The sequence below is a fragment of the Streptomyces sp. NPDC050564 genome (genome assembly GCF_044457265.1).
Lineage (GTDB): Bacteria > Actinomycetota > Actinomycetes > Streptomycetales > Streptomycetaceae > Streptomyces.
Genome location: NZ_JBITGS010000018.1, coordinates 58,514 through 73,978, shown reverse-complemented (window position 1 = coordinate 73,978; position 15,465 = coordinate 58,514). Strand labels below are relative to the sequence as shown.

Genomic DNA, 15,465 nt, shown 5'->3' with positions numbered 1-15,465 from the left:
TCATCGCCGGCCACGAGACGTGCGACGGCGACTTCGAACTCCGCATCGGCCCCGACACGTCCACCGACGACGCGGAGTCCACGCAGTCCCAGCAGTCGACGCAACCCGCGCAGTCCACATCCTCCTCCGCCTGCTGAGACCGGCGCCCACGCGCGCCCGGCGGGGGTGTGGAACCGACATGTTCGGCCACGACCCCGCCGGTCGTTCGTGCTGCCGCGCCGGGATCCAGCACCAGCTGAGGGAACCCTCGTCGAGCTCCTTGACCCCCCGTCGGCACTCAACGATGCTGTGTTGCGACACGTGAGATGTGTGCCGTAATGAGCAACATCTGATTCAAGTCTCGAACATCCGAGGAGTGGCCATGACGCACCAGGTCCGTGCTGTCGTTGCGCGGGGCAAGGGCGCCCCCGTCAGCCTGGAAACGATCATCGTGCCCGACCCGGGACCGGGCGAGGTGCTGGTGAAGATCGAGGCCTGCGGGGTCTGCCACACCGATCTGCACTATCGCGAGGGCGGCATCAACGACGACTTCCCGTTCCTGCTGGGCCACGAGGCCGCGGGTGTCGTGGAGTCGGTGGGGGAGGGGGTCACCGACGTGGCCCCCGGAGACTTCGTCATCCTCAACTGGCGTGCGGTGTGCGGTCAGTGCCGGGCGTGTCTGCGTGGACGACCGCAGTACTGCTTCAACACCCGCAACGCGAAGCAGAAGATGACCTTGACCGACGGCACCGAGCTCTCGCCGGCCCTGGGAATCGGCGCGTTCGCGGAGAAGACGCTGGTCGCGGCCGGGCAGTGCACGAAGGTGGATCAGACCGCGTCGGCGGCCGCCGCCGGACTGCTCGGCTGCGGCGTGATGGCGGGTATCGGCGCGGCCATCAACACCGGCAATGTCGGACGGGGCGACTCGGTCGCCGTCATCGGTTGCGGCGGTGTCGGGGCCGCGGCGATCGCCGGGGCGAACCTGGCGGGTGCTGCGAAGGTCATCGCGGTGGACATCGACGACCGCAAGCTGGCGACCGCGCAGAAGCTGGGCGCGACCCACACCGTCAACTCCAAGAGCGATGACGCCGTGGAGGCGATCCGCGAGCTGACCGGCGGCTTCGGCGCCGACGTGGTCATCGAGGCGGTCGGCCGCCCGGAGACGTACAAGCAGGCGTTCTACGCCCGCGACCTCGCCGGCACCGTCGTCCTCGTCGGTGTGCCCACCCCGGAGATGAAGCTGGAGTTGCCGCTGCTGGACGTCTTCGGCCGTGGCGGGGCGCTGAAGTCCTCCTGGTACGGCGACTGCCTGCCGAGCAGGGACTTCCCGACGCTCATCGACCTGTATCTGCAGGGTCGGCTCGACCTGGACGCCTTCGTCACGGAGACCATCGCGCTCGACGAGGTCGAGAAGGCCTTCGAGCGGATGCACCACGGCGACGTGCTGCGCTCTGTGGTGGTCCTCTGATGTCCGCCCGCATCGAACACCTCGTCACCTCGGGGACTTTCTCGCTGGACGGCGGCACCTGGGACGTCGACAACAACGTGTGGATCGTCGGCGACGACCACGAGGCGATCGTCATCGACGCCGCGCACGACGCCGAGGCGATCGCCCAAGCGGTCGGCGGGCGCACCCTGCGGGCCATCGTGTGCACGCACGCGCACAACGACCACATCGACGCCGCGCCCGAACTCGCGGCGCGCACGGGTGCCCCGATCCTCCTCCACCCGGACGACCTGCCGCTGTGGAAGCAGACCCACCCCGACAAGGCGCCGGACGCCGAACTGACTGACGGCCAGGGCCTCGCGGTGGCCGGCATCGAGCTGACCGTGCTGCACACGCCCGGCCACGCCCCCGGCGCGGTCTGCCTGCATGCGCCGGCCCTGACGGCCCTCTTCAGTGGTGACACGCTGTTCGCCGGTGGGCCGGGGGCGACAGGAAGGTCGTACAGCCACTTCCCGACCATCATCGACTCGATCCGGGACCGGCTGCTGACGCTGCCGGGCGACACCGTCGTGCACACCGGACACGGGGAGACGACCGCCATCGGCGCCGAGGCGCCGCACCTCCAGGAGTGGATCGACCGCGGTTTCTGACGCCTCCCGGCGATCTCCACAGCCCGCCGTATCGGCTCGCGACGACCGCGAGCCGATACGGCGGCCTTCATGTTGCTCTATGTGAATCCTGTTTTATGTAGCGCAACATGAAACAAGGTCGGAGTGCCTTCTGGATGCCTTGACAAGGGTTCGAGGCGACCTCAGACTTATGTTGCGCGTTCCGCAATCCGTTTCGCTATACGCACCGAGGTGTCATGATGATTCCCGCGTGCCGTCTCGAGGATCTCCTCCGAGGCGAGGCCCACCGGCTCAACATCGATCCGCCGGTTTCGGTGTTCCACACCGATGACGGCGAACTCTTCGCCATCGACGACACCTGCACCCACCAGGACGCCTCGCTCGCCGACGGCTGGCTGGAGGGCTGCGAGGTGGAATGCCCGCTGCATGCTTCGAAGTTCGACCTCCGGACCGGTGCGGTCGACGCCCCCCCGGCCAAGCTCCCGGTCCGGACGCACGAGGTCCTCGTCGAGGACGGCATGATCTACGTCCGGCTCTCCACGGAGGCGCCGAACCTGCCGCCCTGTGTTGCCGCCCGCCTCGCCGGTGGTCCCGCGTGAGGACCGTGGCCGTGGTCGGCGCCTCACTGGCCGGGCTCTCGGCAGCGCGCTCACTGCGCAAGCAGGGCTACGACGGGCGGCTGCTCGTCATCGGCGAGGAGCTCCACCGGCCGTACGACCGGCCGCCGCTGTCCAAGGAGTTCCTGGCCGGCGCCCTCGTCGAGGCCGACCTGGCGCTGGAGACGGACGACGAGAACCTGAGCGCGGAGTGGCTGCTCGGCACCCGTGCCACCGGACTCGACCGCACGCACCGCGCGGTGCGGCTCGCCGACGGACAGGAGATCCGCGCCGACGGCATCGTCATCGCGACCGGCGCCGCGGCCCGTGCCCTCCCCGGCTCCGAGGGCCTGGACGGAGTGCACACCCTGCGCACCCTGGACGATGCCCGTGCGCTGCGGGACGAACTGGGCCGCGGCGGACGACTGGTGGTGATCGGCGGCGGCTTCATCGGCGCCGAGGTCGCCTCCACCGCCTACGCTCTCGGCCTCGAGGCCACCGTCGTCGAGGTGGCTCCGACGCCGCTCGCCGGGCCGCTCGGCGAGACCATGGGCTCCATCGTCTCCGGGCTCCACGCGGACCACGGCGTACGGCTGCTGTGCGGCGTGGGCGTGAAGGGCCTGAGCGGGGAGCGGCAGGTGAACGCCGTCCTGCTCGAGGACGGCCGCAGCCTCCCCGCCGACATCGTCGTCGTCGGTGTGGGCGCAAGCCCGTGCGTCGACTGGCTGGAGGGTTCCGGCATCGCGCTCGACAACGGCGTGAAGTGCGGCGCGGACGGCCGGACCAGCCTGGCCGGCGTGGTCGCGGTCGGTGACTGCGCCAACTGGTACGACCCGCGCGCGGGCCGCCATCGCCGCGTCGAGCACTGGACCGGTGCGCGCGAGCGTCCCGACGCCGCGATCGCCACGCTGCTGGCGGGAGGCGCGGTGGAACCGGGTGTGCCCCGGCCGCCGTACTTCTGGTCGGACCAGTACGGCGTGAAGATCCAGTTCGCCGGGAACGCGGCCCGCGCCGACAGCGTGACCATCGAGGAGGGTGCTGCGGACGACCGCAACGTGCTGGCCGTTTACCGGCGGGCCGGCGATCCGGTCGCCGTGCTCGGCATGAACCAGCCTCGGCTGTTCATGCGCTGGCGCAAGCAGCTCGCCGCCACATCTTGACACCGCCCCGGCGGCATCCCATGCTGCCTGCGGTTGCATATCGCACGCAACGTTGCTCAATGCACAACAATGCTTTTTGTACAACACCGTCCGGAGTCGCTCTTCCCGGCGCGTGAATGACCCCTCCACGACGTTTCCCGAGGAGTGCACCGTGACCTCGACCAGCCTGCCGGACAGCCTGATCGCCACCCTCCCCGGCTCCTCCTACACGGATCCGGCGATCTTCGCCCAGGAGCAGGAGCGCATATTCGAGACCATGTGGTTCTGCGTCGCGCGCTCCTCGGAACTGGCCAAGCCCGGCGCCTTCCGCACCGTCGACGTGGGCCGCGAGAGCATCCTCGTCACCCGGGCGAGGGACAACGGCATCCGCGCCTACTTCAACGTCTGCCGGCACCGCGGCGCCAAGCTCTGCACCGAGGAGACCGGCGAGGTCAAGCGGGCCTTCCAGTGCCCGTACCACGCCTGGACGTACGACCTGAACGGCAAGCTGGTCGCGGCGCCGAACCTCACCAAGATGCCCGACGTCGGCCGCACCGAGTACGGCCTGGTGAGCGTGGCCGTCCGCGAATGGCTCGGCTACGTCTGGGTGTGCCTCGCGGAGAACCCGCCCTCCTTCGAGGACGAGGTCAAGGGCGAAGTCGTCGCGCGCCTCGGCGACGTGGAGTCGATCGAGCACTACGACATCGCCAATCTCTCCGTCGGCAAGCGGATCGTCTACGACGTCAAGGCGAACTGGAAGCTCATCATCGAGAACTTCATGGAGTGCTACCACTGCGCCACGATCCACCCCGAACTCACCGAAGTGCTGCCGGAGTTCGCGGACGGTTACGCGGCCCAGTACTACGTCGGGCACGGCGCCGAGTTCGGCGAGGAGGTGCAGGGCTTCACCGTCGACGGCTCCGAGGGCCTCGACCGCATCCCCGGCGTCGCCGACGACCAGGACCGCCGGTACTACGCGATCACCGTCCGGCCGCAGGTCTTCATCAACCTCGTGCCCGACCACGTGATCTTCCACCGGATGTACCCGGTGGCCGTCGACCGCACGATCGTCGAGTGCGACTGGCTCTACCTCCCGCACGTCGTCGAGAGCGGCAAGGACGTCAGCCGGTCCGTGGAGCTCTTCGACCGGGTCAATCGCCAGGACTTCGACGCCTGCGAGCGCACGCAGCCCGGAATGAGCTCCCGGCTGTACGCCAAGGGCGGCGTGCTGGTCCCCAGCGAGCACCACATCGGTGCTTTCCATGACTGGGTCAATGAACGATTGGGCACGGCAGCGCCCTAAGGGGCGCGGGGAACTGCGCGACCAGCCACGACGGCGCCGCACACGACTGACAGCACAAGTGCGACACTTTCAGCCGGCGGCTCAGCCCAGGTAGCCCATCCGGTGGCTGATCTCCTCGGCGCCCTTGATCAGCACCGGGGCGAGCTCGCGCATCCGCTCCTCCGTGAACCGGTACGAGGGCCCGGAAGCCGTGACCGCCGCGATGACCTCGCCGTCCCGGTCGAGGACCGGCGCGGCCATGGCGTGCAGGCCGATCTCCAGCTCCTCCTTGGTCCAGGCGTAGCCGGCCTCCCGCACCTCGGCGAGGTTCTTCTCGAGCTTCGCCTTCGAGGTGTAGGTGTGCGGCGTGACCTTCTTCAGGCCGGCCTCGGCCAGCAGCGCGGCGCGCTCCTTGGTGGGCAGGTGCGCCAGCAGGACCTTGCCGCTCGACGTCGCGTGCAGCGGGGTCAACTGTCCGACCCAGTTGTGCGCGGTGACCGCTCCAGGGCCGCGCACTTGGTAGAGGTTGATCGCGTAGTGCTCCTGCAGCACCGCGATGTTGACCGTCTCGCCGATCTCCTCGGCGAGCCGCTCGCAGACCGGGCGGCCCTGCTGCGTGATGTCGATGCGTCCGGTCACCGCTCCGGCCAGGCGTACGATGCCGAAGCCGAGCCGGTACTTGCCGCGCTCTCCCGCCTGCTCCACCAGGCCACGCGCCTCCAGGGCGCCGAGCAGGCGGAAGGCCGTGGACTTGTGGACGTCGATCTCGGCGGCCACCTCGCTGACGCCTGCCTCGCCGCGCTGGGCCAGGATCTCGAGGACGCTGATGGCTCGGTCGACCGACTGCACTCCGCCGGCCTGCGAATTTGACGTTTCGGTGTCTCGGCTTTGGTTGCTCACAGCGAAACTATACGCGCAGTAAACAACAACGCTGCAAGTGACGGCCCGAAGCGAAGACCTGACAAGTTGCGTTGCTCGCAACCTGGTGCGTATAGCGATACTGGTATTAGCATGCGTCGCGTATCTACGGCGCGAGCGAGACGAGGCACCATGGCTCCCCTGCAGTACGACTTCGTCATCGTCGGCGGCGGTTCGGCCGGCAGCGCACTGGCGAACAGACTCTCCGCGGACCCGGCGAACAAGGTCCTGGTCCTGGAGGCCGGCCGGTCCGACTACCCGTGGGACGTCTTCATCCACATGCCGGCGGCGCTGACGTATCCCATCGGCAGCCGGTTCTACGACTGGAAGTACGAGTCCGAGCCCGAGCCGCACATGGGCGGTCGGCGCATCTACCACGCGCGCGGCAAGGTGCTGGGCGGTTCCAGCAGCATCAACGGCATGATCTTCCAGCGCGGCAACCCCATGGACTACGAGCGCTGGGCGGCCGAGCCCGGCATGGAGACCTGGGACTACGCGCACTGCCTGCCCTACTTCCGGCGGATGGAGAACTGCCTGGCGGCCGACCCGGACGACGAGTTCCGCGGCCACGACGGCCCCCTCGTCCTCGAACGCGGCCCGGCCACAAACCCCCTCTTCAGCGCCTTCCTCAAGGCCACCCAGGAGGCGGGCTACGCGCCGACGGACGACGTCAACGGCTACCGGCAGGAGGGCTTCGCCAAGTTCGACCGCAACGTCCACCGCGGACGCCGCCTGTCGGCCTCGAAGGCGTACCTCAAGCCCGCCAAGAAGCGCCCCAACCTCACGGTCACCACCCGCGCCCTGGTCACCCGCGTCCTCTTCGAGGGCAAGAAGGCGGTCGGCGTCGAGTACCAGCGCGGCAAGGGCGCCTTCCAGCAGGTGCGCGCCACGGAGGTCATCCTCTGCGGCGGCGCGATCAACTCCCCGCAGCTGCTCCAGCTCTCCGGCGTCGGCAACGCCGAGGAACTGAGCGCCCTCGGCATCGACGTCGTCCACGACCTCCCAGGCGTCGGCGAGAACATGCAGGACCACCTGGAGGTGTACATCCAGTACGCCTGCAAGCAGCCCGTCTCCATGCAGCCGTACCTGGCGAAGTGGCGCGCCCCCTTCATCGGCCTGCAGTGGCTATTCCGTAAGGGCCCGGCCGCCACCAATCACTTCGAGGCCGGCGGCTTCGCCCGCAGCAACGAGGACGTGGACTACCCCAACCTGATGTTCCACTTCCTGCCCATCGCGGTCCGCTACGACGGCTCCGTGCCGGCCGGCGGCCACGGCTACCAGGTGCACGTCGGGCCCATGTACTCCGACGCCATCGGCTCGGTGAAGATCAAGAGCAAGGACCCGCGCGAGCACCCGGCCCTGCGCTTCAACTACCTCTCCACCGAACAGGACCGCCGCGAGTGGGTCGAGTCGATCCGCGTCGCCCGCAAGCTCCTCAACCAGCCCGCGCTCGCCCCCTACAACGACGGGGAGGTCTCGCCCGGACCGTCCGTCGAGACCGACGAGGAGATCCTCGCCTGGGTCGCCAAGGACGGCGAGACCGCCCTGCACCCGTCCTGCACCTGCAAGATGGGCACCGACGAGATGTCCGTTGTCGACCCCACCAGCATGCGGGTGCACGGCGTGGAGGGTCTGCGTGTGGTGGACGCGTCGGTGATGCCCTACGTCACCAACGGCAACATCTACGCACCGGTGATGATGGTCGCCGAGAAGGCCGCCGACCTGATTCTCGGCAAGGAGCCGCTGACCCCGTCCAAGGCCGCGTACTACCGCCACCGTGACGCCCAGCAGCAGGCCGGGTAGACGTTGGCGGCCAAGGGACTGCGGGCACTGCTGGAGCACGTCCGCTACGAGGTCCTGCCCGCGAAGGCGACCGAGGACAAGGTCCTCGCCCATGTGCCGCGCGACGTCGTCGTCACGGTGACGGCGTCGCCGGCCAAGGGCCTGGAGCCGACTCTCGATCTCGCCGCCCGGCTCGCGGTGCACGGTTTCCGCGTCGTCCCGCACGTGCCCGCGCGGCTGTTGCGGGACGACGCGCACCTCAAGGACGTCGTCGACCGGCTCCTCGAGGCCGGCGTGGGCGACGTCTTCGTTCCGGCGGGCGACGCGGACCCGCCGGCCGGGGCCTACGACGGCGCGCTGCCGGTGCTGCGCAGGCTCAGCGGGCTGGGCAGCCCCTTCACCCGCGTCGGCGTCACCGGCTACCCCGAGAGCCATCCGCTCATCCACGACGACGTCACCATCCAGGCGATGTGGGACAAGCGCGAGCACGCCACGTACATCGTGAGCAACCTCTGCTTCGACCCGCGCGTACTGGGGGAGTGGATCGCCCGGATACGGCGCCGGGACGTGACGCTGCCCGTCCATGTCGGCGTCGCGGGGCCCGTACAGCGGACGAAGCTGCTGGCCATGGCGACGAAGATCGGGGTGGGGGAGTCGACGCGTTTTCTGACCAAGCACGCCTCCTGGTTCCTGCGGTTCGCGGCGCCCGGGGGCTACTCACCCGACAGGCTGCTGGAACGCGGCGAGGAGGCGCTCACGGCGCCGACGGCCGGGGTGGCAGGCGTGCACCTGTTCACCTTCAACCAGATCGCCGAGACGGAACGCTGGCGCCGCGCTGTGCTTGAGCGGCTTGGGGGCTGAGTGCCGTTTCTGGGGGCTGCCGCCCCCAGACCCCCGCTTCGGCCCTGAACGGGCCTCGTCCTCAAACGCCGGACGGGCGGAGTCGGCCTGTCCGGCGTTCGTATACAGAGGAACTCAGCGGAAGACCACCGTACGGTGGCCGTCCACCATGACGCGGCTCTCGCTGTGCCACTTCACCGCGTGCGCGAGCACCTGCGCCTCCACGTCCCGGCCGACCGTGACCAGCTCGCCGGGGTCGAGGGAGTGGTCCACGCGGACCACGTCCTGCTCGATGATCTGTCCCTCGTCCAGGTCCGGGGTCACATAGTGCGCGGTCGCCCCAACCAGCTTCACTCCGCGGTTGTAGGCCTGGTCGTAGGGCTTCGCGCCCTTGAAGCTGGGGAGGAAGGAGTGGTGGATGTTGATGGCGCGACCCTCGAGCTGCTTGCACAGGTCGTCGGAGAGGATCTGCATGTACCGGGCCAGCACCACCAGGTCGACGTCCAGCTCCCGCACCAGCTCCAGCAGCCGCGCCTCGGCCTCGGCCTTGGTGTCCCTGGTGACCGGGACGTGGTGGAAGGGGACGCCGTAGGTCTCGGCCAGTCCCTCGAAGTCCCGGTGGTTGGAGACGATCGCCGGGATCTCGATGTTGAGGGCGCCGGTGCGGCGGCGGAAGAGCAGGTCGTTCAGGCAGTGCCCGAACTTGGACACCATGATGAGCGTCCGGGTGGGGGTGGAGGCGTCCTGCAGGGTCCAGGAGATCCGGTAGGCCTCGGCGACCGGACCGAACCGGTAACGCAGAGTTTGCAGATCCGCGTTCGGATCCGAAACGTCGAAGTGGACCCTCATGAAGAAACGGCCCTGAAGCCGATCATCGAACTGCTGGCTCTCCAGGATGTTGCCGGAGTTCCTGACGAGAAATCCGCTCACGGCGTGGACCAGTCCCGCGCTGTCGGGACACGACAGAGTGAGGACGTACTCACGGCCAGGTTGCGGTCGAGGGGACATAAGCGGCCTCCGCTGATGCGTATTGCACAACAAGGTGAGCGATACGCAACATGGTCGGCTCGTTGCCCGCTCGCGGTCAAGGGGTGGCCAGGCAACTGCTCCCACAGTCAAATCGTCATCCACCAACCACTTGACGTCTGTCTGGACATTCGCCAGGGTGTTCCACCACAAGCAATTGAATGCACGATGCGCAACGAATTTCAGTTGAAAGGCTTGGCGCGTGGCAGACCTGTATGTGGACGGAGAGTGGCGGGAGCCGGTGGCCGGTGGTCACCGCGAAATCCGCTGTCCCGCTGACGGCACGCTCTCAGCGACCGTATCCGAAGGGACGCGTCCCGACACGGAGGCGGCGATCGCCGCGGCCCGCCGAGCCTTCGACGAGGGGCCCTGGCCCCGCACCGCCGAGCGCGAGCGCGGCGCGCTGCTGCTGCGCACCGCCGACATCCTCGAGCGGGACGCCAAGGAATTCGCCCGCGCCGAGTCGCTCGACACCGGCAAGCGTCTGGTGGAGAGCGAGTACGACATCGCGGACGTCGTCTCCTGCTTCCGCTACTACGGCGGGATCGGCGGCACCGACGCCGGCCGTGTGATCGACACCGGTCGTGACGATGCCGTCAGCCGCGTCGTGTACGAGCCGATCGGCGTGTGCGGACTGATCACGCCCTGGAACTACCCGCTGCTGCAAGCCAGTTGGAAGGTCGCCCCGGCGCTTCTCGCGGGCAACACGGTCGTCCTCAAGCCGAGCGAGCTCACCCCCTCCACCTCGATCCTGCTGATGAAGGCACTCGAGGAGGCCGGGCTCCCGGCCGGCGCTGCCAACCTCGTGCTGGGCACCGGCCCCGAGGTGGGCGCCCCGCTCTCCGAGGGCCCCGCCGTGGACATGGTCTCCTTCACCGGAGGCCTGGAGACCGGCAAGCGCATCATGGCCACCGCCGCCGCCACTGTGAAGAAGGTGGCGCTGGAGCTCGGCGGCAAGAACCCCAACGTCGTCTTCGCCGACGCCGACTTCGAGACGGCCGTGGACCTCGCTCTCACGGCCGTCTTCCTGCATTCGGGCCAGGTCTGCTCGGCCGGCGCCCGGCTGATCGTCGAGGACTCGCTGCACGACCGCTTCGTCGACGAGGTCGTCCGCCGCGCGCGGCAGATCCGCTTGGGCGGCCCCTTCGACCCCGAGGCCGAGACCGGGGCACTGATCTCCGCCCAGCACCTGGCGAAGGTCGAGGCGTATGTCGCGGCCGGTCTTGCCGAGGGCGCCGTACTGCGCTGCGGCGGCGAACGGCCGGGCGATGCGGCCCTCGCGAACGGCCACTACTACCCGCCGACCGTGCTCGACGAGTGCACGCAGGACATGCGGGTGGTGCACGAGGAGTCCTTCGGACCCGTGCTGACCATCGAACGCTTCACCGACGAGGACGATGCCGTACGCATCGCCAACGACACCGAGTACGGCCTCGCCGGCGCCGTCTGGACACAGGACGCCGGCAAGGCCCAGCGGGTCGCCCGGCGACTGCGCCACGGCACGGTGTGGATCAACGACTACCACCCCTACGTGCCCCAAGCCGAATGGGGAGGCTTCGGGCACTCCGGCGTGGGCCGGGAACTGGGACCGTCCGGCCTGGACGAATACCGAGAGCCCAAACACATCTGGCAGAACATCCAACCCCGGCCGCAGCGCTGGTTCCGCGGCTGAACGCCGAAATGAGGTCGATCGTGACCCCCACACAGACCGAGGTGGCGCAGCGGCGCGGCACGCCCCAGGACTCGGACAACAATGCGGTCATATCCGTGCGCAATCTGTGGAAGGTGTTCGGGCCGAAGGCCGACCGGGTGCCGGGATCGGAGGAGCTGTGCGGTCTCACGCGCCGTGAGCTGATGGATCGCACCGGATGCACCGCCGCCGTACGCGACGTGAACTTCGACGTCGCGCCGGGCGAGGTGTTCGTCGTCATGGGCCTGTCCGGCTCCGGCAAGTCCACCCTGGTGCGATGTCTGACGCGGCTGATCGAACCCACCGCCGGGGAGGTCGTCTTCGAGGGTCAGGACATCCGCCAGGCGGACGCGGCCCGCCTGCGCGACCTGCGCCGCCGCAAGTTCTCCATGGTCTTCCAGCACTTCGGGCTGCTGCCCCACCGCCGGGTCGTGGAGAACGTGGGCTTCGGCCTGGAGATCCGTGGCATGGGCAGGGCCGAGCGCACCAAGCGGGCCCTGGAGGTCGTCGAACTGGTCGGCCTCGCCGGCTACGAGAACTCTTACCCCGACCAGCTCTCCGGCGGTATGCAGCAGCGCGTGGGTCTCGCCCGCGCCCTGGCCGGCGACCCGGACGTGCTCTTCTTCGACGAGCCGTTCTCGGCGCTAGACCCGCTGATCCGCCGCGACATGCAGAACGAGGTCATCCGGCTCCACCACGAGGTCGGCAAGACGATGGTGTTCATCACCCACGACCTCTCCGAGGCGCTCAAGCTGGGCGACCGCATCCTCATCATGCGCGACGGCAAAATGGTCCAGTGCGGCACCGGCGACGAACTCGTCGGCGCCCCCGCCGACGACTACGTCCGTGAGTTCGTCAAGGACGTGCCCCGCGGTGACGTCCTCACCCTGCGCTGGATCATGCGCGGGCTCGAGGACGGCGACGACCTGGACGGCCCCGAGCTCGGTCCGGACGTCGTCGTACGGGAAGCCACCCGGGTCGTCCTCGCGGCCGAGAAGCCGGTCAAGGTCGTCGAGGACGGCAAGCTGCTCGGCATAGTCGGCGACGAGGAGATCCTCGCGGTGGTCGCCGGGCAGGAAGGCGGCGCGTGATGACCGTCGCCATCGAGAAACCCGAGAAGACGGATGCAGTCGAGCCGGCTGCTCCCCTCAAAGCGGCGCGTAAGGTCAGCCGGCCCATGGTGGTCGGTGCCATCCTGGTCGTCTGGCTGGTGCTGTTCGCCCTGCTGAAGGGCAAGCAGACCCTGTCCCTGGCGGCGGCCGACCTCACCGATCTGCACCGGTGGATCAACGACCTCAACGACTCCATCGGGGCCAACCGCAACTCCAACCCGCTGTTCCTGTACTTCTTCAACGAGATCCGGCTGGTCATCGACAACCTGGTGACCTTCATCCAGCACCTGATCTCCCAGCAGTCCGGCGCCCGCCCCGTCCCGCAGATCGGCTGGCTGGGTGTCGTCGGCATCGCCGGCTACGTCTCCTGGGCCGCGGGCAACTGGCGGGTCGCGCTGCTGGCCGTGGCCGGGTTCACCTTCATGGGGCTGCAGGGCCTGTGGCAGCCGAGCATGGACACGCTGGCGCTGACCCTTTCCGCGGTCTTCGTGGCGCTGCTGTTCGCGATCCCGCTGGGTGTGTGGGCGGGGCTGTCAGACCGGTTCAACCGGATCATGACGCCGTTCCTGGACTTCATGCAGACGATGCCGACTTTCGTCTACCTGGCCCCGCTGACCTTGATCTTCCTCATCGGCGGTGCCTCCGCCACCATCGCCACCGTCATCTACGCGGCCCCGCCGACGATCCGCATCACCGCGCACGCCATCCGCAACGTGTCGAAGACGACGGTCGAGGCGGCCGACTCACTGGGCGCCACACGCCGGCAGTCGCTGCTGAAGGTGCTGCTGCCGATGTCCAAGCGGACCGTGGTGATGGGCGTCAACCAGACCATCATGGCCGCCCTGGCCATGGTGACCATTGCGGCCCTGATCAACGCGCCCGGCCTCGGCCCGATCGTCATCCAGTCGCTGCAGTCGCTCGACGTCGGCACGGCCTTCAACGCGGGCCTCGCCATCGTCGTCATGGCGATCGTCCTGGACCGGGTCACGACCGCGGCCGCCGCACGCGAGGAGAACGCACGGCGTTCCAGCGACCGCTTCGCGCGGTGGCGCCGCCCGCTGCTGGGCGCCGGCGCCGTGGTCACGGCGGTCCTGGTCTACCTGTCGCACACCTATTTGTGGGCGGCCGACTTCCCCGGTGACGGCACCGTCGGCAGCCACATCGCGAGCGCGGCGGACACGGCGACCAATTGGGCGCAGGACAGTCTGTCGGGCCTGACCAACGCCATCCGCGACGTCATCACCAACGGTCTGCTCAACCCGTTCCAGACGCTGGTCACCGACTCCCCGTGGTGGCTCGTCGGCGCGGTGCTGGTCGCACTGGCCGTGGTGCTCGGCGGCTGGAGGTCCGGGCTCACCACGGCCGTGTGCGTGGGCCTGCTGGTCGGCACCGGTCTGTGGTCGGACGCCATGACCACGCTGGCCTCGACACTCGTCGCCACGGTGCTGGTGATGATCCTCGGCATTGTCTTCGGCGTGTGGATGGGCCGCAGCATGATGGTGGACCGGCTGATCAGGCCGACCCTGGACGCGGCCCAGGTCATGCCGCCCTTCGTCTACCTAGTGCCGTTCCTCGCGCTCTTCGGCCCCTCGCGCTTCACGGCCATCGTCGCCGCGATCGTCTATGGGGCTCCCGTCGCGATGAAGATCATCGCGGACGGGATCCGGGCCGTGCCCGAGACCACCGTGGAAGCGGCCACGTCCGCCGGGTGCAACACCTGGCAGATCATCACCAAGGTTCAACTGCCGATGTCACGCAGCGCCCTCACGCTCGCTACCAACCAGGGCCTGATCTACGTGCTGTCGATGGTTGTTGTGGGCGGCCTGGTAGGAGCAGGCGCTCTCGGCTACGACGTCGTGGCCGGATTCTCACAGGGGCAGCTGTACGGGAAGGGGCTCGCCGCGGGCCTGGCCATCGTCCTTCTCGGAGTCATGTTCGACCGGATCACTCAGGCAGCGGCGCGACGCGCGAGCGCTTAGAAGGAGCAGGACACCATGGCAAGACACTGGCGTGCCGGCGCGGCCGGCCTGGCCGTCCTCGGCCTCACCCTCACCGCGTGCGGCGGGGCGAAGGTCGGCGACAGCTCCTCCGCGGGCTCGGGAAGCTCGGGCAAGTGCGGCACCTTCAACCTGGCCGTCAACCCGTGGGTGGGCTACGAGGCGGACGCGGCGGTCGTCGCGTACGTCGCCCAGCACAATCTCGGCTGCACGGTCAACAAGAAGAACCTCAAGGAGGAGATCGCCTGGCAGGGCTTCGGGACGGGCGAGGTCGACGCCGTCCTGGAGAACTGGGGTCACGACGACCTGAAGAAGAAGTACATCACCCAGCAGAAGACCGCCGTCGACGCCGGCGCGACCGGCAACAAAGGCGTCATCGGCTGGTATGTGCCGCCGTGGCTGGCCAAGGCGCACCCCGACATCCTCGAGTGGAAGAACCTCAACAAGTACGCGGCGAAGTTCAAGACCTCCGAGTCGGGCGGCAAGGGCCAGCTCCTCGACGGCGACCCGTCGTACGTCACCAACGACGAGGCGCTGGTGAAGAACCTGAAGCTGAACTTCAAGGTGGTGTACGCGGGCAGTGAGACGGCGCTGATCCAGGCCTTCCGCACCGCCGAGAAGAACAAGCAGTGGGTGATCGGCTACTTCTACGAGCCGCAGTGGTTCATGTCCGAGGTTCCGCTGAAGAAGGTCAGCCTGCCCGCGTACAAGACGGGCTGTGACGCGGATGCGGCGAAGGTCGCCTGCGACTATCCCGTGTACAACCTGAACAAGATCGTCAGCGCGAAGTTCGCCAAGTCGGGCAGCCCCGCCTACAACCTGGTGAAGAACTTCAACTGGACGAACGACGACCAGAACGAGGTCGCCAAGTACATCGCCCAGGACAAGATGACGGACGACGCAGCGGCCAAGAAGTGGGTCGAGGCCAACAAGGACAAGGTCGACGCCTGGATCAAGTAGCCCGGAGTCGATCGTCGGTCGAACACGCCCGGCGGGCGGTACGCACAGGTGCGTACCGCCCGCCGGGC

General features: G+C 68.5%; 13 protein-coding genes. 11 read left to right on the top strand and 2 right to left on the bottom strand.

What is annotated here, in order from left to right; translation table 11 throughout:
• Positions 1–361 precede the first annotated feature (361 nt).
• From ACIBK0_RS27260 to ACIBK0_RS27240, 5 genes are all read left to right on the top strand, one after another.
• Complete coding sequence (locus tag ACIBK0_RS27260; protein ID WP_399085251.1) at positions 362–1,447, top strand: S-(hydroxymethyl)mycothiol dehydrogenase; 1,086 nt, start codon at positions 362–364, stop codon at positions 1,445–1,447.
• Positions 1,447–2,076 carry an MBL fold metallo-hydrolase gene (locus ACIBK0_RS27255; protein WP_399085248.1) on the top strand — a complete coding sequence of 210 codons (630 nt, stop codon included), beginning with the start codon at positions 1,447–1,449 and terminating at the stop codon, positions 2,074–2,076. The genes ACIBK0_RS27260 and ACIBK0_RS27255 overlap by 1 nt, the downstream gene beginning before the upstream one ends.
• 215 nt (positions 2,077–2,291) lie before the next feature.
• Positions 2,292–2,654, top strand: coding sequence for a bifunctional 3-phenylpropionate/cinnamic acid dioxygenase ferredoxin subunit (locus ACIBK0_RS27250; RefSeq protein ID WP_399085245.1), 363 nt, complete (start codon positions 2,292–2,294; stop codon positions 2,652–2,654).
• Positions 2,651–3,811 (top strand): NAD(P)/FAD-dependent oxidoreductase, encoded by a 1,161-nt coding sequence (locus ACIBK0_RS27245; RefSeq protein WP_399085242.1) that lies wholly within the window; start codon positions 2,651–2,653, stop codon positions 3,809–3,811. The genes ACIBK0_RS27250 and ACIBK0_RS27245 overlap by 4 nt, the downstream gene beginning before the upstream one ends.
• Positions 3,812–3,962: 151 nt before the next feature.
• Positions 3,963–5,093: an aromatic ring-hydroxylating dioxygenase subunit alpha gene (locus ACIBK0_RS27240; RefSeq protein ID WP_399085239.1), complete on the top strand. Its 1,131-nt coding sequence runs from the start codon at positions 3,963–3,965 to the stop codon at positions 5,091–5,093.
• 81 nt (positions 5,094–5,174) lie between these two features.
• Here the strand turns inward: ACIBK0_RS27240 and ACIBK0_RS27235 are convergent, their stop codons facing one another.
• Positions 5,175–5,921, bottom strand: a complete 747-nt coding sequence (locus ACIBK0_RS27235; protein ID WP_399085748.1) for an IclR family transcriptional regulator — start codon at positions 5,919–5,921, stop codon at positions 5,175–5,177.
• Positions 5,922–6,122: 201 nt separating this feature from the next.
• Here ACIBK0_RS27235 and betA point away from each other — a divergent pair, with 201 nt between their 5' ends.
• Positions 6,123–7,793 carry a choline dehydrogenase gene (betA, locus tag ACIBK0_RS27230; RefSeq protein WP_399085236.1) on the top strand — a complete coding sequence of 557 codons (1,671 nt, stop codon included), beginning with the start codon at positions 6,123–6,125 and terminating at the stop codon, positions 7,791–7,793.
• A 3-nt stretch (positions 7,794–7,796) separates the two neighbouring features.
• Positions 7,797–8,633, top strand: a complete 837-nt coding sequence (locus tag ACIBK0_RS27225) for a 5,10-methylenetetrahydrofolate reductase (protein ID WP_399085233.1) — start codon at positions 7,797–7,799, stop codon at positions 8,631–8,633.
• A 114-nt stretch (positions 8,634–8,747) separates the two neighbouring features.
• On the opposite strand, the gene purU is transcribed toward ACIBK0_RS27225, so the two are convergent.
• Positions 8,748–9,620 carry a formyltetrahydrofolate deformylase gene (gene purU, locus ACIBK0_RS27220; RefSeq protein ID WP_399085230.1) on the bottom strand — a complete coding sequence of 291 codons (873 nt, stop codon included), beginning with the start codon at positions 9,618–9,620 and terminating at the stop codon, positions 8,748–8,750.
• Between the two features lie 220 nt (positions 9,621–9,840).
• Between purU and ACIBK0_RS27215 the strand changes: the two genes are divergently transcribed.
• The 4 genes from ACIBK0_RS27215 to ACIBK0_RS27200 are packed head-to-tail and all read left to right on the top strand — an operon-like array spanning position 9,841 to position 15,397.
• Positions 9,841–11,310: an aldehyde dehydrogenase family protein gene (locus tag ACIBK0_RS27215; protein WP_399085227.1), complete on the top strand. Its 1,470-nt coding sequence runs from the start codon at positions 9,841–9,843 to the stop codon at positions 11,308–11,310.
• Between the two features lie 20 nt (positions 11,311–11,330).
• Entirely contained in the window at positions 11,331–12,419 is a 1,089-nt protein-coding gene (locus ACIBK0_RS27210) for a glycine betaine/L-proline ABC transporter ATP-binding protein (RefSeq protein WP_399085224.1), read from the top strand.
• Positions 12,419–14,419, top strand: coding sequence for an ABC transporter permease (locus ACIBK0_RS27205; RefSeq protein ID WP_399085221.1), 2,001 nt, complete (start codon positions 12,419–12,421; stop codon positions 14,417–14,419). Before ACIBK0_RS27210 ends, ACIBK0_RS27205 begins: the two co-directional genes overlap by 1 nt.
• Before the next feature lie 15 nt (positions 14,420–14,434).
• Positions 14,435–15,397 (top strand): ABC transporter substrate-binding protein, encoded by a 963-nt coding sequence (locus tag ACIBK0_RS27200; protein ID WP_399085218.1) that lies wholly within the window; start codon positions 14,435–14,437, stop codon positions 15,395–15,397.
• Positions 15,398–15,465 lie beyond the last annotated feature (68 nt).